At 36.2% G+C, this 19,484-nt stretch carries 19 protein-coding genes; 2 read left to right on the top strand and 17 right to left on the bottom strand.

Annotated features, from left to right (window positions below; all coding sequences use genetic code 11):
* Positions 1-9: 9 nt before the first annotated feature.
* The 10 genes from A9CBEGH2_RS01245 to A9CBEGH2_RS01200 form a co-directional block, all read right to left on the bottom strand.
* Positions 10-243, bottom strand: a complete 234-nt coding sequence (locus tag A9CBEGH2_RS01245; RefSeq protein WP_115714446.1) for a NifU family protein — start codon at positions 241-243, stop codon at positions 10-12.
* A 10-nt stretch (positions 244-253) separates the two neighbouring features.
* Positions 254-712: a divergent PAP2 family protein gene (locus A9CBEGH2_RS01240; RefSeq protein WP_118276691.1), complete on the bottom strand. Its 459-nt coding sequence runs from the start codon at positions 710-712 to the stop codon at positions 254-256.
* A gap of 96 nt (positions 713-808) precedes the next feature.
* The gene (locus tag A9CBEGH2_RS01235; protein WP_118361267.1) at positions 809-988 is read right to left on the bottom strand and encodes a FeoB-associated Cys-rich membrane protein; all 180 of its coding nucleotides are present in this window, start codon (positions 986-988) and stop codon (positions 809-811) included.
* A gap of 44 nt (positions 989-1,032) precedes the next feature.
* Positions 1,033-3,048 carry a ferrous iron transport protein B gene (feoB, locus tag A9CBEGH2_RS01230; protein WP_163104151.1) on the bottom strand — a complete coding sequence of 672 codons (2,016 nt, stop codon included), beginning with the start codon at positions 3,046-3,048 and terminating at the stop codon, positions 1,033-1,035.
* Complete coding sequence (locus tag A9CBEGH2_RS01225) at positions 3,048-3,278, bottom strand: FeoA family protein (protein ID WP_115714442.1); 231 nt, start codon at positions 3,276-3,278, stop codon at positions 3,048-3,050. Before A9CBEGH2_RS01225 ends, feoB begins: the two co-directional genes overlap by 1 nt.
* 118 nt (positions 3,279-3,396) lie before the next feature.
* Positions 3,397-3,993: a DnaJ domain-containing protein gene (locus tag A9CBEGH2_RS12565; RefSeq protein WP_163104150.1), complete on the bottom strand. Its 597-nt coding sequence runs from the start codon at positions 3,991-3,993 to the stop codon at positions 3,397-3,399.
* Positions 3,980-4,819, bottom strand: coding sequence for a DUF5685 family protein (locus tag A9CBEGH2_RS01215; protein WP_118276712.1), 840 nt, complete (start codon positions 4,817-4,819; stop codon positions 3,980-3,982). The genes A9CBEGH2_RS12565 and A9CBEGH2_RS01215 overlap by 14 nt, the downstream gene beginning before the upstream one ends.
* A gap of 123 nt (positions 4,820-4,942) precedes the next feature.
* The gene (locus A9CBEGH2_RS01210) at positions 4,943-7,504 is read right to left on the bottom strand and encodes an ATP-dependent Clp protease ATP-binding subunit (protein WP_163104149.1); all 2,562 of its coding nucleotides are present in this window, start codon (positions 7,502-7,504) and stop codon (positions 4,943-4,945) included.
* A gap of 233 nt (positions 7,505-7,737) precedes the next feature.
* On the bottom strand, positions 7,738-8,373 hold the full coding sequence (locus A9CBEGH2_RS01205) for an HAD family hydrolase (protein WP_163104148.1): 636 nt from the start codon (positions 8,371-8,373) through the stop codon (positions 7,738-7,740).
* Positions 8,370-8,930: a tRNA 5-(aminomethyl)-2-thiouridylate-methyltransferase MnmM gene (locus A9CBEGH2_RS01200; RefSeq protein WP_115714438.1), complete on the bottom strand. Its 561-nt coding sequence runs from the start codon at positions 8,928-8,930 to the stop codon at positions 8,370-8,372. Before A9CBEGH2_RS01200 ends, A9CBEGH2_RS01205 begins: the two co-directional genes overlap by 4 nt.
* A gap of 57 nt (positions 8,931-8,987) precedes the next feature.
* On the opposite strand from A9CBEGH2_RS01200, the gene A9CBEGH2_RS01195 reads away from it, so the two are divergent.
* Together A9CBEGH2_RS01195 and A9CBEGH2_RS01190 are read left to right on the top strand one after the other, a co-directional pair.
* Entirely contained in the window at positions 8,988-10,346 is a 1,359-nt protein-coding gene (locus tag A9CBEGH2_RS01195) for a CCA tRNA nucleotidyltransferase (RefSeq protein ID WP_118361277.1), read from the top strand.
* Between the two features lie 52 nt (positions 10,347-10,398).
* Positions 10,399-11,187, top strand: coding sequence for a sulfite exporter TauE/SafE family protein (locus A9CBEGH2_RS01190; protein WP_178085850.1), 789 nt, complete (start codon positions 10,399-10,401; stop codon positions 11,185-11,187).
* 59 nt (positions 11,188-11,246) lie between these two features.
* Here the strand turns inward: A9CBEGH2_RS01190 and A9CBEGH2_RS01185 are convergent, their stop codons facing one another.
* The 7 genes from A9CBEGH2_RS01185 to A9CBEGH2_RS01155 all read right to left on the bottom strand — a co-directional run bounded on the left by A9CBEGH2_RS01185 (position 11,247) and on the right by A9CBEGH2_RS01155 (position 19,037).
* Positions 11,247-12,395, bottom strand: a complete 1,149-nt coding sequence (locus A9CBEGH2_RS01185; RefSeq protein WP_118361281.1) for an amidohydrolase — start codon at positions 12,393-12,395, stop codon at positions 11,247-11,249.
* 166 nt (positions 12,396-12,561) lie between these two features.
* Entirely contained in the window at positions 12,562-13,671 is a 1,110-nt protein-coding gene (gene dnaJ / locus A9CBEGH2_RS01180; RefSeq protein ID WP_115714423.1) for a molecular chaperone DnaJ, read from the bottom strand.
* Positions 13,672-13,827: 156 nt separating this feature from the next.
* Positions 13,828-15,636, bottom strand: coding sequence for a molecular chaperone DnaK (dnaK, locus tag A9CBEGH2_RS01175; RefSeq protein WP_115714422.1), 1,809 nt, complete (start codon positions 15,634-15,636; stop codon positions 13,828-13,830).
* 15 nt (positions 15,637-15,651) lie between these two features.
* Positions 15,652-16,284 carry a nucleotide exchange factor GrpE gene (gene grpE, locus A9CBEGH2_RS01170; RefSeq protein ID WP_115714421.1) on the bottom strand — a complete coding sequence of 211 codons (633 nt, stop codon included), beginning with the start codon at positions 16,282-16,284 and terminating at the stop codon, positions 15,652-15,654.
* Positions 16,285-16,294: 10 nt separating this feature from the next.
* The gene (gene hrcA / locus A9CBEGH2_RS01165; protein WP_115716024.1) at positions 16,295-17,308 is read right to left on the bottom strand and encodes a heat-inducible transcriptional repressor HrcA; all 1,014 of its coding nucleotides are present in this window, start codon (positions 17,306-17,308) and stop codon (positions 16,295-16,297) included.
* 209 nt (positions 17,309-17,517) lie between these two features.
* The gene (locus A9CBEGH2_RS01160; RefSeq protein ID WP_163104147.1) at positions 17,518-18,738 is read right to left on the bottom strand and encodes a tyrosine-type recombinase/integrase; all 1,221 of its coding nucleotides are present in this window, start codon (positions 18,736-18,738) and stop codon (positions 17,518-17,520) included.
* 104 nt (positions 18,739-18,842) lie between these two features.
* Positions 18,843-19,037 (bottom strand): hypothetical protein, encoded by a 195-nt coding sequence (locus A9CBEGH2_RS01155; protein ID WP_004614488.1) that lies wholly within the window; start codon positions 19,035-19,037, stop codon positions 18,843-18,845.
* Positions 19,038-19,484 lie beyond the last annotated feature (447 nt).

The raw sequence follows: 19,484 nt of genomic DNA, 5'->3' as shown, positions 1-19,484 counted from the left end.
CGCCCTTTTTCAATCCTGTGCAAGTACAACTTCAACAATACCCTCTACTTCATCCATCAAAATCGCTTCAATACCATCTTTTAAAGTATCTCCAATAGACATACAGCCAACACATGCGCCAAGCATACGTACTTCTACGATTCCATCTTTAAAAGACACAAATTCCACATCTCCACCATCTCTTTGGATATAAGGGCGAATCTTTTCAATTACTTTTTTAATTTCTTCTTCTTTTGTCATCATATAAACCTCACTAACTGTAAAATAACGGATATAGAAGCAATGGCAAAATAGCCCCTAAAACTATACCGCCAATAACTTCTACATATTTATGTCCAAGTACACTTTTCAATCTTTCCTGATAAATAGGATCTGAAAATTTTAAGCCTTTCATTTCTTCCAAATCACTAATCAGCTGCTTTGTAAGCTGAATATTTTTTCCAGCATAATAGCGCACATTGGCTGCATCATATACAACAATAAAACTAAACACGCAGGTAATCGCAAACAAAGCAGAATCAAATCCTTCACTTAAGCCAATCGAAATACTTAATGCTGTTACTGTTGAACTATGAGAGCTGGGAAAACCGCCGCTTGCTATACATTGATGCACATCAAATTTCTGTGTTCGCATATACAAAACAATCGGCTTTAAAACCTGTGCTATTACATTTGCCAGCAAAGATACGACAAGCGGATATATGGAATGCATTTCATCACCTCATTTTCAACAATTTCTATACTAATAGTATAACACATATGTATACTTTCTAACAATCACACAAAAAGCAGAAAATCCAGATAAGAATTACTTTTTATCTGGATGATCTTTTTTATATTCTTTATATAAATCAGAATAGCTGCCGCAAGAACTGCAGCTATTAGAACTGCATCCTGAACAATTACTTTTCTTAGATCGTGTTGCCTTAAACGCAATCACCAATGCGATGATAATTACGATACTGACGATAATATCTGCAGGATTCATTTTATCACTTCCTAACTATAGTATATGAAAGTTTTATCCTTTTGTCATCCCAAAAGAAGTGTTCCCAGCTGATAAATCACAAATGCCGTAATATAAGCGATTCCAGTTTGATAACATGCTGTAAAGATTGCCTGTTTCAAAGAACCAAGTTCTCTTCTGGTAGCTGCAAATGCTGCCACACATGGCATGTACAAAACCGTAAAACACAAAAATGCAAAAGCAGATACAGGGGTAAATATTTGTTGAAGCGCAGCACTTAATCCTGCATCACTTGTTGTATTGGTTAATACCGATAACGTTGATACAACACTTTCTTTGGCAGTAATACCCGTTACCAAGGCAGTCGATGCTCTCCAGTCATCAAAACCTAACGGCGCAAAAATATGTGCCAGCCCAGAACCAATGGTAGCCAGAATACTTTGTGATGAATCGCTAACATAGTTAAATGACATATCAAAACTTTGTAAGAACCAAATCAATACGGATGCGATAAAAATAATGGTAAAAGCTTTACGAAGGAAATCTTTTGCTTTTTCCCATATATGTAAGAATACACTTCTAGGCTGTGGAATACGATACGCTGGAAGTTCTAATACAAAAGGAACCGGATCTCCCTGAAATATGGTAGATTTTAATAATAAGGCAGAAAGAATTGCCACTAAAATTCCTATAAGATATACACTAATTAAAATAAGAGCTGTATAGTTTGGAAAAAAAGCAGCTGTAATCATACCATAAATAGGAAGTTTTGCACTGCACGACATAAATGGAGTAACAACGATCGTCATTTTACGATCTCTTTCACTGCTTAACGTTCTTGCGGACATGATTGCAGGAACACTGCATCCAAAACCAATTAACATCGGCACAAAACTTCGTCCGCTTAATCCAATTTTACGTAATGCTTTATCCATGACAAACGCAACTCGTGCCATATAGCCACTATCTTCCAGTAAAGATAAAAAGAAAAATAATACGACGATAACAGGAAGGAAAGACAATACGCTTCCTACCCCCTGACAAACTCCATCAATCAAAAGAGCACGCAGCCATTCACTAATATTCCATGACACAAGAAGATCATTAAATGAGGGAATCGTCCAATCAATTCCCTGCTCCAGCAAAGCCTGCAAATTTCCACCAATTGGTCCAAATGTTAAATAAAAAATACATAGCATAATAAGAAGAAACAAAGGAATCCCCAGATATTTATGTGTTAAGATACGATCTAGTTTTTCACTTCTTTCCTGTGCATAACTTTTATTCTTTTTATTTACACAAACTGCTACGACTTCTTCGATATAAGAATAGCGCATATCTGCTAAAGCAGCCTCTCGATCGGTATGCAGGGCATCTTCCATGCTGGAAACGATCTTTTCAATAATATCCAAATCATCTTTATGCAAAGACAACTCTTTCTGCATTGGTTCATCCCCTTCTACCAGTTTCGTAGAAGCAAAACGAGTAGGATAACCTGCTTCCTTTGCATGATCTTCTATGATATGAGCAATCGCATGAATCGCACGATGCACTTCCCCTTTACAAAAGTCAGGATTTGGAATCTCTTTTTTCTGCACTTCTTTTTTCATGACAGAAATCAAATCATCAATTCCTTCATTTTTACTTGCGGAAATCGGAACCACAGGAACTTTTAAATAGGCAGACAGTTTTTCCACATCAATACTATTTCCGCTTTCTACCACTTCATCCATCATATTCAACGCAATAACCATAGGACATTGCAGTTCCATCAACTGAAGAGATAAATATAAGTTACGTTCAATATTTGTCGCATCAACAACATTTACAATCAATTGCGGATGCTGCTTGACAATAAAATCCCTCGTTACAACTTCTTCACTTGTATAAGGAGATAGCGAATAAATCCCTGGCAAATCAACAAGTACAGCAGAAGAAAAATTACGAATCTTTCCTGTTTTTTGTTCCACTGTAACACCGGGAAAATTACCTACATGCTGATTACTTCCTGTTAAGCGATTAAATACAGTCGTTTTCCCGCAATTCTGATTACCAGCTAAGGCGATTGTAATATCTGCCATCATTCCACCTCCGCTACTTCAATTTTTGCAGCATCATCTAAACGAAGTGTCAAAACATAGCCACGTAAATATAATTCCATCGGATCTCCCATAGGAGCAATTTTATTTACTTTTACATGGGTTCCAGGTGTAAGTCCCATATCTAAAAGTCTTCTTCTTAAAGCCCCTTCTCCACCAACGGTTTTAATGATACCAGATTTTCCTGGCTGAATTGTATTTAAAGATGTCATATACATCAACTTCTTTCTGTCTGTTAGCCCAGGCTAAGTATAGCAGAATTTTCTCATTTGTCAATAAAGCTAAAAAAAACTTACCTCATAAAAAAAGCACAATGTAAAAACACTGTACTTAAATACAACAGCAAAGTGGATAACATCCTCCACCACAGCACATATTTAGTAAAAGAAGCTGACAGCAGCAGTTAGAGTTAAAAGAACCAAATGGCTGCTGCATATTTTGATAGCGGGCACGTCCCTGCTGCAGCTGTGCATATAACTGGCGATACTGTGGATTAGAGGGATCCATTTCACAAGCTTTTTCTGCTGCCTCCATGGCCGCAATGCTATTGCCCATTCCATAATTCGCAATTGCAAATAGATAATACCAGTCTGCCCCTCTTTCCTGTATATTTACAAGAATATTATAAGCAGCCTGATATTGTCCCATATTCAAATAACTGATAACACTTTGATAATCATTAGAATAAGAGCCCTGCTGATAATTTCCATAGCCTTGCTGATAACTTTGCTGCCAGAAATCATTTCCACCATGTTTTTTCATATCCATGATCTGCTGATAGGCATTTTGAATCTGCTTAAATTTTTCCTCTGCACCCGGTTCCTTGTTTACATCCGGATGATACTGTTTTGCCAAACGGCGATATGCTTTTTTAATATCTTCTTCACTGGCATCTCTTGAAACACCTAATATTCTATAAGGATCCATTCTCTTCTCCTACCCTTGCTTTTTTTACCGTATAATACCTTGCCCAGACACCGGAATACAATATATTTCTTAAAATATCCTCATATTTCAAAATAGGAAGCATTTCAAATGCATCTGCACTTTCCGCAATCAGCATTTCTAAAACAGGCTGTATCCATGTATCCAGTTGTTTTTCATCTTTATTTTTTAATGGATTATACAAATTCTTTTCTTTATCTTTTTTTACATCATCGTATGCATCCAGCAAATAAATAAACCTGCCTAGATAATCTCCCATCTTTTTAAGATAAGGCATCCATGCATCCTCTTTATAACAGCAAATCTCTGCCATAAACTTCCCGCTTAACGCACACATCCTATCTAAATCATCACAGTTTTCTTTTTCCAAAGAGGAACTTTCTTTTAAAGCCTGTATTACGATATCACATTTTTCAGGATACTTCTCATAGACTTTTTGATACTGCCGATGCAGAATTTTCTGAAATGCTTTTGCCTTATAAGAATGCTCATCTTCCCAATCATCCTGACATTTTAAATACGTCAACAAAACCGTCATATCTGCAGCATATGTAATATAAGTATTTTCTAAAACATCTTTTTTATGTGCAGGATGTAGTATACAGCGAATCTTTCTTTCTTTTGTCTTTGGTTCATATAATCCACTTAACAGAATAGCCAGAAATGTCATATCATAATTCAATGCGAGTCGTGAGAATTGTCCAAAACGTTGTTTTAACTGCTGGCATAAGCCACAGTAAAAAGACTGATACGTATCAAAATCTTTTATTTTTAATTCCGGCTTGTTCACAACAACATACCCAAACATAAACCATCTTTCCTTTCTGGCACATCTGCAGTATAGTTTACCCTTTTCCTTTTTAAAATTCAAGATATCCCTTTTAAATAACATGTTTTAACACATTTAAAAAGGATGGGAAATCCCCATCCCTTATGCATCCATATGACGAATATTTACTACATATTCTCCATCCACTACATCTACATCCACAATATCATCTTTTCCTGCATTTCCTTCAATCATCTTTTTCGCAATCAAAGTTTCAATATTACGTTGAATATATCGTTTCATAGGACGAGCTCCAAATACTGGATCTACCCCCTGTGTCGCGATGTTGTAATATACAGCATCACTTACATGCAGCTGGATATCTTTATTTTTCAAACGCTGAGATAATTCGTTCATAAATTTATGAGCAATCTTACCTAGCATATCATCATTCAATGCATTAAATACAACGATTTCATCAATACGGTTAATAAATTCAGGTTTGAAGTATTTCTTTACTTCTTTCATATAGTTTTCCTGCTGGTTTTCTTTATCAAAGGCAAACTGACTTCCTAAATTACTTGTCATGATCAGCAATGTATTCTTAAAGTCAACCGTAACTCCCTTGCTGTCGGTAATACGTCCATCATCCAAAATCTGAAGCAATACATTAAAGACATCTGGATGTGCTTTTTCCACTTCATCAAACAAGATAATAGAATATGGATTTCTACGTACTGCCTCACTTAACTGTCCACCTTCTTCATATCCTACATATCCTGGAGGAGCACCAATTAAACGAGATACACTGTGTTTCTCCATATATTCACTCATATCAATACGAACGATATGACTTTCACTGTCAAACAGCTGTTCTGCCAAAGCTTTCGCAACCTCTGTTTTACCAACACCGGTAGGTCCTAAAAACAAGAAACTTCCAATAGGTCGATTCTCATCTTGAATCTGTGCCTTGCTTCTTAAAATCGCATCACTGACTAATTCTAGTGCTGTATCCTGTCCAATGACACGTTTTTGTAAAGCTTCTTTTAGATGCAGCAGTTTTTGACGTTCACTTTCTACCAATCGAGATACTTCTACTCCTGTCCATCTGGAAACAATTTTCGCAATCAATTCTTCATTAACCGTTTCCTGAATCAAAGCATTTTCATCTTTTGTTTTTTCTGCCTGCTTCTTGATCAACTGTTCCAAATGCGGTATTGTCGCATACTGTAATTTTGCGGCATCTTCATAACGTGCTTCATTTTGTGCCTGTTCCAATTCTAAACGAGCTTTTTCAAGACGAACTTTCGCATCTTTGCTTTCTTCTAATTCTGCTTTTTCATCTTCCCATTTTGTATATAATACATCTTTTTTTGCACGAAGTTCATTTAACTCAGAGCGAATATCTTCCAAACGCTCTTTGGATTTCTTATCTTCTTCTTTCTTTAAAGCTGTCTCTTCAATCTGAAGCTGCATGATCTTACGCTGCAATTCATCCAGTTCCTGCGGCATAGATTCCATTTCTACACGAAGCATTGCACAGGCTTCATCAACTAAATCGATAGCTTTATCCGGCAAGAAACGATCACTTATATAGCGATTGGACATAGTCGCAGCCGCAATCAAAGCTTCATCTAAGATTTTTACTCCATGATAAGATTCAAAGCGATCTTTTAGTCCACGAAGAATACTAATGGTATCTTCTACCGTTGGCTCCTGTACCATTACTTTTTGGAAACGTCGCTCCAGTGCTGCATCTTTTTCAATATATTGACGATATTCATTAAACGTTGTCGCACCAATACAGCGAAGTTCTCCTCGTGCCAGCATAGGTTTCAGCATATTTCCAGCATCCATACTGCCCTCTGTTTTACCAGCACCAACAAGATTATGGATTTCATCAATAAACAAGATAATATTTCCCTGTGCTGCTTTTACTTCTTCCAAAATAGCTTTTAAACGTTCTTCAAATTCTCCTCGATATTTTGCACCGGCAATCAAAGAACCCATATCCAATTCCATCAGTTTCTTATCTTTCAAGCTGCCAGGCACATCACCTTTCATGATACGCCATGCAATTCCTTCTACAACAGCTGTTTTCCCAACACCAGGCTCTCCAATCAGCACCGGATTGTTTTTGGTTTTACGAGATAAGATCTGAATCACTCTTCGAATTTCATCATCACGTCCAATGATAGGATCAATTTTTCCATTTTTAACATCTTCAACTAAATCTCTTCCATATTTGCTTAAAGCCTCTACATTGCTTTCTGCATTTGGAGAATCCATTTTCTTTCCCCCACGACGTTTTAACTCTTCTTCCTTACAGACATCTTCTTTCAAATGAAACTCTTTTACCAATTTCTTTGAGATATAAGATTTGTTAAACATAAGACTGATAAATACACTGGCAACACTTAAATATGTCTCCTGTACACTATCGCTCCACTGCTGTGCCTTTGTAAAAGAAGACACTACTTCATTAGTAAATTGAGGATTTACATTAGAACTTCGTGCCACTCTGCCCATTTCCTCATCAATCATCTGCAAAGCACGTGTTTTATCAATCTGCAAACGTTTTAACAAGCCATCCAATACATCATTTTCAAAAATTGCTTTCAACATTTGTATCGTATCGATACTTGCATGCTGATAACTTTTACAGATTTCCACAGCATGCATAATGACTTCCTGCAGTTTTTCACTCATTTTTTCAAAATTCATGATATCACACTCCTTTTTAGCACTCTATCACTTTGATTGCTAACTGTATTATAACACTTCTTTTAGCACTGTCAATATAAGAGTGCTAAAAAATATATTTTTTTATTTCCTTCTACTATTTTTCACAATCTGCCTCATCCTTATTCTGTTTTTTATGTACTTTATAATCCGCAAACACAACAATTCTAATAACTTATGAGCAGAAAAAAAGCAGAGAATTTCTGCTTTTTACATTATAAATACTTTATTATATCCAGCATATGATCAACGATATGATCAGCAGCACTTTGATCAATATCATATTCATAATCACGATATGCACAAACTTCCATGCCCGCACGAAGAGCTGCTTCAATACCATATACGGAATCTTCTACTGCCATACATTCTGAAGGCTGTAATCCTAATTTTTCAATCGTATGTAAATAAATTTCTGGATTTGGTTTGCTTTCGTCAAAATTCTCTCCGCTTGTAATCACTTCAAAATATTCTTCCAAACCACACTCTTCCAGCATCTTATATATTAATCTTATTGGGCTGCTGCTTGCCAATGCGATACGATATTCATGTTCCTTTAACCAATCTAAAGTTTCCTTTACCTGTGGATTCAATACTTTTCCATAATCATATGGATGCTGCAAATCATATGCTTCATACCCCTCTCGAAAAGCCTCCATTGTCCAGTCTTTTCCCATCAGTTCTGCACTTTTTTCACAAGTTACATCATAAGAAGTACCTATTAAAGATGCAAGAAATTCATCACTTGGCTCCACTTCATTTTCCATCATAAATTCTTTTAAGATACGTAAATTTTCCGGTTCACTGTTTACCAAAACCCCATCCATGTCAAAAACAACTGCTTTTATCATTTTCTTTCCTCCTTGATTTTTTCAATAACTAATACATATGGTGCATCTTTTTTGTTTTGCATACATATCTTCATGACACTGTAATAGCGAGAATGCAAAGTTTTGCACCATGTATCAAAGTAACAGCTTTCCATTTTTCCTTCCTCATGTCCTGGATATAAAGTCAACACAAGTGCTCCATGAACATTCAACAGTTTTAACGCTTTTTCTACTGCTATTTTACTTGTTTCTAGTAATGTTGTAATGTTTTTGTCTCCCTGTGGAAAATATCCAAAATTAAAAATACCTGCCTGATAAGATGTGACATATGTATCACAATGCTCATGCCCATCAAGAATACAATCAACTTTTTCAAGACAATTTTCCTGTGCCAGCAGGGTTTCTGTAATCTTCTTTGCCTGTGGCTGAATATCAAATGCATATACATGAGAAATTTCTTTTTGTTTTGCTAAAAATAGCGTATCAAATCCTTGTCCCATTGTAAAGTCTACACATACACAATTTTCTATGAAATACGTTTTTAGTATATCATGCGTAATTTCTACAATTTTTTTCATAGAATCTCCTTTTCATTTTTATCATCATCATTATATAATAATTATGAGGTAAAAACCATGAATAACACGATTCCACATGATGTTTCTTCTATAATGAAGATTTTAGAAAATAACAAATATGAGATATGGCTGGTTGGCGGCTGCGTTCGTGATATGTTAATGAACAAATCCTGCAATGATTATGATCTAACAACGAATGCAACACCTGAAATCATGCAATATCTTTTTCATAATCATGGATATAAAACAATAACAACAGGTAGTAAACATGGCACCATAGGTGTTCTTTGTAATAATAAAATTGTAGAAATTACGACATATCGAACAGAACAAAATTATCAAAGCCATCGCTATCCCGGCAGCATAACGTATACATCTTCTTTAGAAGAAGATCTGAAGCGAAGAGATTTTACAATGAATGCGATTGCCTGGCATCCTGAAAAAGGATTTGTTGACCCTTTTCAAGGTATAGAAGATATTAAAAACAAACAAATCCGATGTGTAGGAAATCCTCACAAGCGTTTTGAAGAAGATGCTTTACGTATTCTAAGAGCTTTACGTTTTCATTGCACACTGCACTTCTCTATCGAAAAAAAGACAGAAGAGGCTTTGCGAAAAAGCGTTTCTTTGTTAACCTATATTTCAAAAGAGCGAATACGAAATGAATTTAATAAAATGCTGATGGGAGAATTATGCAATACATTAAACATGTTAAAAGAGAATTATGTTTTACCTTATATTCTTCCAGGTTACGAATCACTTTATGATCACACACAGCCTACCCCATGGCATTGTTATGATATATTTACACATACAGACATTGCTTTAAATCATACAATTGGTTATCCACTCGAAAGCAAACTCGCTATTGTTTTTCATGATTTAGGAAAGATCGAGTGCGAAATTATAGATAAACAAGGAATTGCTCACTATAAACATCATGCCCTTATTAGTGAACAAAAAGCAAAACAGTATATGCAAGATTTAAAATATGATAAAAAAACAATTCAAAAAGTATGTACACTTATTCGTTATCATGATACCTACATCACACTGGATAAAGCATGTTTAAGAAAATTTCTTTCCTATTTTAATTATGATTTTTCCTTTGCAAGACAAGCACTAGACATACAGCTGGCAGATGATCATGCCAAAAATCAAGAAAAAGTAAAAGAAAAGATTGTAATCATACTACAAGGCAAAAACATGCTTCATCTAATGGAACAGCAACATGATTATGTTACCAAAAAAGAATTAGACATAAATGGAAATGATCTTATCCGTTTAGGATATAGTGGAAAACAAATACAGGAACAACTAGATATTCTCTATAAGTACGTAATGGAAGACCCTGCAAGAAATAAGAAAGAAATTCTAATTTCTTATTTGAAATCTTCTGACTTCTTCATTTCCTAAAGAAAAAGTGCTATACTTAAAAAGTTGTTAAAAAGAAGTTTTGGAGGTTTGTATGTATATCTTGTTTTTTATCATTAGTTTTTCTGCTTCTATCATAGGTGCAATCTGTGGCATTGGTGGAGGAATCATCATTAAACCTGTCATGGATGCCTTTGGTGTATTAGATGTATCTGTTATTAATTTTTTATCTGGATGTACCGTTTTATCAATGACGACATATTCCGTTTGTAAAAGTCTTATCGCAAAAGATTCATCCATCAATATGAAACTTGGAACTCCTTTAGCAATCGGTGCTGCCATCGGAGGACTAGCAGGAAAAGAGTTATTCACTTATGTAGCTTCTTTATTTGAAACTCCAAATACAGCAGGAGCTGTACAGGCTTTTATCTTAATGCTGATCACATTAGGAACTTTGCTTTATACGATAAAAAAAGATTCTATTCATACACATCGAGTAACTAATTTATTCCTATGTTTAATCATAGGTTTCATACTGGGATGTATTTCCTCTTTCCTGGGTATTGGAGGAGGTCCTATTAATCTTGTTGTCTTATACTTCTTCTTTACGATGGGTACAAAAGAAGCTGCACAAAATTCTTTATATATCATTTTATTTTCACAGGGAACAAGTACATTAAGAAGTCTATTTACAACTAACCTTAGTCAGATAAGCATCTTCTTGCTTGCTGGAATGGTTATCTGTGGAATACTGGGTGGTATCTTTGGACGTAAGATCAACAAGAAAATCAATGAAGCCATGGTTGATAAATTGTTTATCGGTTTAATGATCGTTATTATATTTATCAATATATACAATATTTATCATTTCTTATCTATGTAAAAGAAAAGAAACATAATTCCTGCGTTAAGCAATACAGGAAACTTATGTTTCTTTTTTATTTATCTTTGATATACAACTTTTCCATTAATGATCGTATAATCTACCTTTGTTAATGAGTCTAAAATAGATCCATCACAAATGACAATATCTGCATCTTTTCCTGCTTTTAAACTTCCTAAACGATTATCTAACCCTAAAATTTTAGCTGGATTAATAGTAATTGCCTCTAAAGCTTCTATTTCTTCCATCCCAGCTTTCATAGCTAATCCTGCACACAAAGATAAGTATTCCTGTGGAATTACAGGAGAATCTGTTGTAATAGCCACTAATACGCCTTCATCCATCAATGTTTTTGGTGTTGTAAATGATTTGTTTGCTAATTCAAACTTACTTTTATGTGTTAAGGCAGGACCTACAATTGCAGGATATCCACTTTCTTTTATCTTCTCTTTAATCACTTCTCCATCTGTACAATGATCCAAAGTAACATCAATGTCAAATTCTTTCGCAATACGTATAATTGTTAATATATCATCAGCACGATGCGCATGACATTTCAAAGGAATTTCTTTTTTTAATACTGGAATCATTGCTTCTAACCTCATATCATATGCAGGTGTATTTCCTGCATTTCTTCGTGCACTCTCTTTCTTTTCCATATATTCTTTTGTTTTATATAAAGTTTCCCTTAAAAGAGCCGCAATATTCATTCTAGTCTTAATTTTAGATTCCTGATATACACGTTTTGGATTTTCACCAAAAGCACACTTCATGGCAACTGGATTTTTAATAACCATATCATCTATACAGTTTCCATAGGTTTTATAAACCATAAAAGTTCCACCAATGACATTGGCACTGCCAGGTCCTGCAGCAACTGTAGTAACACCTGCTTCACATGCATGACGTATTGTTTCATCCATTGGATTACAGCCATCAATCGCTCTTACATGAGGTGTAACAGGATCACTGCTTTCATTGACATCATTTCCTTCCATGCGAATAGACGACTCTTCCATTCCTAAATGACAATGTGCCTCTACAAGACCAGGATACACATATTTATTAGTCGCATCAAGAACATCCTCATCTTCTAATTGTTCCAAATGCGCACCTATTTCACTAATATGCCCATCTAAAATTCGAATATCCCCAATAAAAATTTCTCTGTTTTCCATCGTATAGATTTTACCATTTTTAATTAACATAAGATTCCCTTCTTTCTTTGAAATCTATTATATTCCTTTTGACGCAGATATACAATTTTACATATCTTAGTTTTAACAACATTTAACTGTCTGATTTCAAAACTAACGATTTACTATACAAAAAAGGGGGATATGATCCCCCAATAATAAACAAATATAAGATTTTCTACTTAAATGCTTTTTTAAACTTCTCAAAAGGAGATTCATGCCCTTTTTTACTACGAAGTTTTTCATATAAATCTTTTTCTTCTCTGGTAATCTTTGTTGGAATTTCAACACGTACTTCTACATATTGATCTCCCTGCTGTCCACGTGGAGATTTTACACCTTTTCCTTTTAAACGGAACTGCTGTCCATATTGCGTTCCTGCAGGAATGGTAAGCTCTACATCCCCATATACAGTTGGAACATCAATTTTACATCCTAACACAGCATCAACAGCACTAATAGGAATAGAAATTCGAATATCATTTCCATCACGAACAAATTGTTTATGACGTCCAACTAAGATTTCAATATACAAGTCCCCATTAGGACCTCCATTAATTCCACGTTCTCCTTTATTTGGAACACGTACCTGCTGACCAGACTGAATACCTGCAGGAATCTTGATATCCAATTTCACACGTTTATGTTCATAACCTTTTCCACCGCATTTTGAACATTTATGCAAAATTTTCTTTCCGGTTCCATTACAGTCAGGACATACAGACTGTGACTGGAACACTCCAAATGGTGTACGCTGCTGTGTCGTTACTGTACCACTTCCTCCACAGCGAGAACATGAGGTAATATCTGATTTTGATCTAGCCCCTGTTCCAGAACATTCTTCACAAGGCTCATCAACTTCCAGCGTAATTGTTTCAGTTCTACCAAAAATTGCGTCCATGAAATCAATACGCATCTGCATGAAACGATCATTTCCTTTACGAGGTCCTGTATTGCTTCGACGACTTCCACCGCCAAAACCTCCTCCAAAGAAAGACCCAAAAATATCACCAAAATCTTCAAATCCTCCAAAGCCTTGTCCACCAAAGCCCTGTGCACCATCCATACCTGCAAAACCAAACTGATCGTATGTTGCTTTCTTTTGAGGATCACTTAAAACTTCATAAGCCTCATTAATTTCTTTAAATTTTGCCTCTGCATCCGGTTCTTTGTTTATATCCGGATGGTATTTTTTCGCCATCTTACGATAGGCTCTTTTTATCTCATCATCACTTGCACCTTTGCTAAGCCCAAGGACTTCATAATAATCTCTTTTTTCACTACTCATTCGGATCACCCTCCTATGGAGTTATCTTATCTTTCTTGTCGTTTATTACAGATGATAAATTCTCCACTTTCTTCCTATAAAACGTTACTACCCGACTTGAGGCAGTAACATCACAAAACCTAGTGCAAGCACTAGGCAATGTGATGAATTGCTAATTTATTTTTTCTCTTCAAATTCAGCATCTACAACATTATCATCGTTGTTTGTTCCTGTATTTGCATCTGCTCCCTGAGCAGCCTGCTGTTGATACATCTGTGCACTTGCTGCCTGTGCTGCTTTTTCCAATGCATCTAATTTTTCTTTTACGGCAGCCATATCATTTTCATCTAATGATTTCTGCAAGTCATCGCGAAGTTTCTGTGTTTCTTCTTTCTGTTTTGCATCAATCTTATCACCATTATCAGCTAGCATTCCATCAATCTGTGCGATGAATCCTTCTGCACGGTTTCTTAAATCGATTTCTTCTTTACGTTTTTCATCTTCTGCTTTGTGTTCTTCAGCTTCACGTACCATACGATCGATTTCTTCATCACTTAAACCAGAAGTATTCTGAATTGTGATAGACTGTTCTTTACCAGTACCTTTATCTTTTGCAGATACATGTACGATACCATTAACGTCAATATCGAAAGTAACTTCAATCTGAGGAACTCCACGACGAGCAGGAGCAATTCCATCAAGTTTGAACATACCTAATTCTTTATTGTCGTTAGCCATTGGACGTTCACCCTGAAGTACACGAATATCTACAGCTGGCTGGTTATCTGCAGCAGTTGAGAAAATCTGTGATTTACTTGTAGGAATTGTTGTATTACGAGGAATTAGAACGGTCATAACTCCACCCATTGTTTCAATACCTAAACTTAATGGTGTAACATCTAACAACAATACATCTTTTACATCACCCTGGATAACTCCACCCTGAATAGCAGCACCCATAGCTACAACTTCATCCGGGTTTACAGAACGGTTTGGTTCTTTTCCTAATACGTTTTTAACAGCTTCCTGAACAGCTGGAATACGAGTAGATCCACCTACTAACAATACCTGGTGAATATCATTTTTTGTAAGTCCAGCATCACGAAGTGCGTTACGAACTGGTTCCATTGTACGATCTACCAAGTGTTTTGTCATTTCATCAAATTTAGCACGAGTTAATGTTGCTTCAAAGTGAAGAGGTCCATCAGCTCCAGCAGAGATAAATGGCAATGAAATCTGTGTCTGTACCATTCCACTCAAATCTTTTTTCGCTTTTTCACCAGCTTCTTTTAAACGCTGCATTGCCATTGCATCTTTTGACAAGTCAACACCATTTTCTTTCTTGAATGTATCTACCATCCAGTCAACAACAACGTTATCAAAGTCATCTCCACCTAAGTGTGTATCTCCATTTGTAGATAATACTTCAAATGTTCCGTCTGCAAGTTCCAAAATAGAAACGTCAAATGTTCCTCCACCTAAGTCATATACAAGAACTTTCTGTTCTTTATCTGTTTTATCAATACCATAAGCAAGTGCTGCTGCCGTTGGTTCGTTGATAATACGTTCTACTTCCAATCCAGCAATTTTACCAGCATCTTTTGTTGCCTGACGCTGTGCATCATTAAAGTATGCAGGAACAGTAATAACGGCTTTATCAACTTTTTCTCCTAAATAATCTTCTGCATATCCTTTCAGATACTGAAGGATCATAGCTGAAATTTCCTGTGGAGTATACTGTTTTCCTTCCAACTCTACTTTTTCATTCGTTCCCATCAAACGTTTTACAGAACTAATTGTATTTTTGTTAGTAACTACCTGACGTTTTGCAGCATCACCAACGATACGTTCTCCATTTTTATAAGCTACAACAGATGGAGTTGTACGATTTCCTTCTGGGTTTGTAATTACTTTACATTCCCCACCATCCATAACAGATACACAGCTATTTGTTGTTCCTAAGTCAATACCAATAATTTTACTCATAATATATATCCTCCTTTATTCACTTACCTTAACAAGGGTAGCACGTAATACACGATCTTTTAACATATAACCTTTCTGTAACACTTCCACAACCATTCCAGGCTCTACACCTTCTACAGCTTCCTGCATCAATGCCTGATGGAAGTTTGGATCAAATGGTTTATCCTGTGCTTCAATTTCTTTTACACCTTCGTTATTCAAAATATGAATCAACTGCTGATAAATCATTTCAAATCCTTTTACATAATTCTTCAAATTTGGATCTTCCACATTGGTTGCCAATGCTCGTTCCAAGTTGTCAATAACTGGCAGCACCTCTGTCGCAAATCCCTGAATACGATATTTTCGTACATTGTCAGCCTCTGCCTGTAAACGTTTCTTTAAATTTTCTGCATCGGCATAAGCCTTAAAGTAGGCATTTTTACTAGCTGCAAGTTCTTCCTTCAGTTTCGCAACCTCTTCTTCCAGCTCTTCAATTCTTTTTTTCTTGAAAAGCTTGGATGATTTTTTTTCTTCTTTATTTGTTTCTACATTTTCTGTTTCTTCTACATTTGCATCTTCCTTTGCTACTTCTTCACTTGATGCCTGTGCAGTTTCTTCTTTTACTTCTTCTTTAATTTCTTCCTGTACATTTTTTTCTTCCTGCATACTGACCTCCTTATTCTTCCTGTCGATACATATCTTCCAACACTTTACTCATATATTCCATTAAGGCAACTACACGATTGTACTGCATCCTTGTTGGACCAACAATCATCAGTTCTCCTTCTTCTTTGTCATTCATTTTAAATCGGCTGGAAACAACTGCTACATTGTCCATTTGAATCAAATTGTTTTCTCCGCCAATTTCAATCGCCACATTTCCTTCATGATTTGCAATCTGTCGAAATAAAGAGCTATCCTCCAGCATTTTCATCAATTCTTTCAGTTTTTCAATATCCGCAAATTCCGGCTGATATAACATATTAGATTGCCCACTGCAGTACACATGTTCACTTGCAAATTTCATAAATGCACTAACGAATGCTTCAAACAGCACTTCATGACGGGCAACATGAGAAGCTATCAAAGGTTCAATTTCCTTCATTCTCTCAACAACATTGCAAATTGGCGTTCCGACTAGCTTATCATTTAAAATATTACAGCAAGTTTTAATATCCTCTAAGCTAACATCCGCTTGAAAATGAAATGTCTTATTCTCCGTATGTCCATGGTCGGTAATAAATACTGCCACAGCACTTCTTTCTGTTAATGGAAACAGCTGTACATGCTGCAGTGTCTGATATCTGCTTTCCGGTCCAAGCACAACAGAAGTTAGCGATGTCATCTGCGATAAGATTTCACAGCTTTTCTTAACAACTTCATCCATGGAAAAATGTCTTTGACGAAAAACTTCCTGCAGGGAATCTTTGATTCCTTCATCCAATTGCTTTTCCATTAGATTTTCAACATAGAAACGATATCCTTTGCTGCTGGGAATTCTTCCACTGGAAGTATGTGTTTTTTCTAACAATCCCATTTCTTCTAAGGCTGCCATTTCATTTCGGATGGTAGCACTTGAACAGGAGAAATCCAAGAGATCAATCAAACGCTTGGAACCGACAGGCTCTGCTGTTTTGGTAAATTCATCCACAATTGCTTTGAATATCGCAATCTGTCTATTTGTTAACAGCATCTCTCTCACTCCCTCTAGCACTCCTACCTTATGTCTGCTAATAGTATACGTCAATTCGTTAGCACTGTCAACACCTGAGTGCTAATATTTTTGTTATTTTTTTGCAAACCCTTTAAAATCAATGGTTTGCAGTATCTTATTTCTTTTGAAATTGTGATTTTTTCTGTTTTGACACCAATTTGACACCAATTTTTCTTTTTATGGTGTCAAGCATTTAACACCATACTATCTAGTCTTGCAATCTCATTTTCAATCCTTGTCAGCTCTCCAATATGGTTGTACACTTCCATTGTTACATCTATATGAGCGTGTCCCATAATATATTGAAGAACTTTTACGTCCATACGGCACTCTGCCATTCTGGTACAAGCTGTGTGACGCATTACATGAGCTGAAAACTTTGGTAACAGCTCTGCTTTCCTATGCTCTTTTTTTGCTCTCTCTACTTCGGTTTTGTTATATGCGTCTACAATGTTATATAAAACACTATTTACGCCATTCGGCATAAGCGGTCTGCCCGATTTCGCTGTAAAGACAAACCCCGAATACCCGTCCACCTCAATGCTCTTATCCTTTGCAAGCATGAAATTGATTTTCCTTTGTTCCTCAAAGGCTTTTGCAACTTCTTGTGTCATAGGTATAATACGAATACCCGACTCCGTTTTTGGTGTTGAGATATGGAACTTGCAACCGTCGCCTAAATTCTTATAAATGAGCTGGTGGTCTACATTAACCGTTTTTGCCTTGATGTTTATATCTTTCCATGTAAGACCAATAAGCTCCCCACACCTTAACCCTGTACCAATCATTATGGTAAACATAGGATAATATGTGTTATAGACATTGCTCTGTTTTACAAACTCCATAAAATTTTCTTGTTGAGAAACTGTTAAGGCTTCTTTTTCCTCTGCTGGTTTTCCATAATCGCTAATGGAACTTTTTGCAGGGTTCTTTCGGATAATATCATCATCAACAGCCATTTCTAACGCAGGATAAAGCAGGTTGTGAATATACTTGATTGTAGAATAAGCATATCCAGCTTTGGAAAGTTTCGCATAATATGCTTTAATATGTGAGGGTAAAAGCTGAACAACTTTAATATTTCCAATCTCGCCTTTTACTCTGTTTTCCCAAGCACGAACATAACTAACTCTTGTAGTATCAGCCAACTCACGAGTTGCCATATAACGCTCAAATAACGTGTTGAGCGTCATTTTTTTGATTGCTCCGTCTGTCAATATGTTATCTTCCATATCCTTTGCAATCTGCTTCTCTTTTTCTCGAAGCTCTGGTAAATCTTGTGCATAGACTGTCAATCTCTTGCCTGTTCTTACATCTGTATAACGATAACTGTATCTTCCATCATTACGCCAGTTTTCGCCCTCTCTTAATTTTCTTCCTTTTGGGTCTTTTCTACTAATTGCCATGAGAACCATTCCTTTCTGAAAAAGCCTCTTTTCTTGTTCTCACAGCGTGCTTTGTCCTTTCTTATTATACTACACACGCCAGAGAACATAAATAGAAAATCGCTCTATTCTTCCAAATATAACAAGTATTTCTTGACTTTTTCTATGGAATAAAGAACCCTGCGACCTATCACAATTTTTGCTCCTGCCTGCTCACCAATCTTTCTTGCAGTAGCACGACCACAAGATAACATAGCAGACAGTCCCTCTATATCAACAGCAATCGGCTGTTCCGTTGCTCTTATCTTCGTTTTATTCATATTCCAACACCTTACCTCGCTGGAACATCACATCATTTAACACATCAGTATTTAACATAATGTAACACCCCCTTTACTGTGTGTCTATTTTATAAGTTACATAAGCAGGCAGACGGCTTTGGAAAGCTCCGTTAGTATCTCAACTATTCCCATTCTTGTGGGCAGAACCGCACCATGCGGACGTATCATTATTCTGTGAAGATAGGTCATGGCAAAACGACTTTTCCAACAGTCGCTCTCGGATCACTGCGTGGGTCGCTCGCTTTCTTTTGAAAAGGTCGTGGCGTACAGTCCCCGTGGCTCGCTATCTCACAAACGTATCTGTCTGCTTTATTCAGTTGTCAAAGAACTATCGGCTATCCAGCCCATTAAAACCAACTTTCAGATTTTGGTTTTAATAGAATGACAAGTGAAGTGGCAGGAAAGGGGGGGACGTGCCAGACTTCA

The organism is Amedibacterium intestinale (assembly GCF_010537335.1).
In the GTDB taxonomy this organism is placed as follows: domain Bacteria; phylum Bacillota_I; class Bacilli_A; order Erysipelotrichales; family Erysipelotrichaceae; genus Amedibacterium; species Amedibacterium intestinale.
Note: the sequence above shows the minus strand (reverse complement) of the source record. Positions and strands in the feature narration are given on the sequence as shown.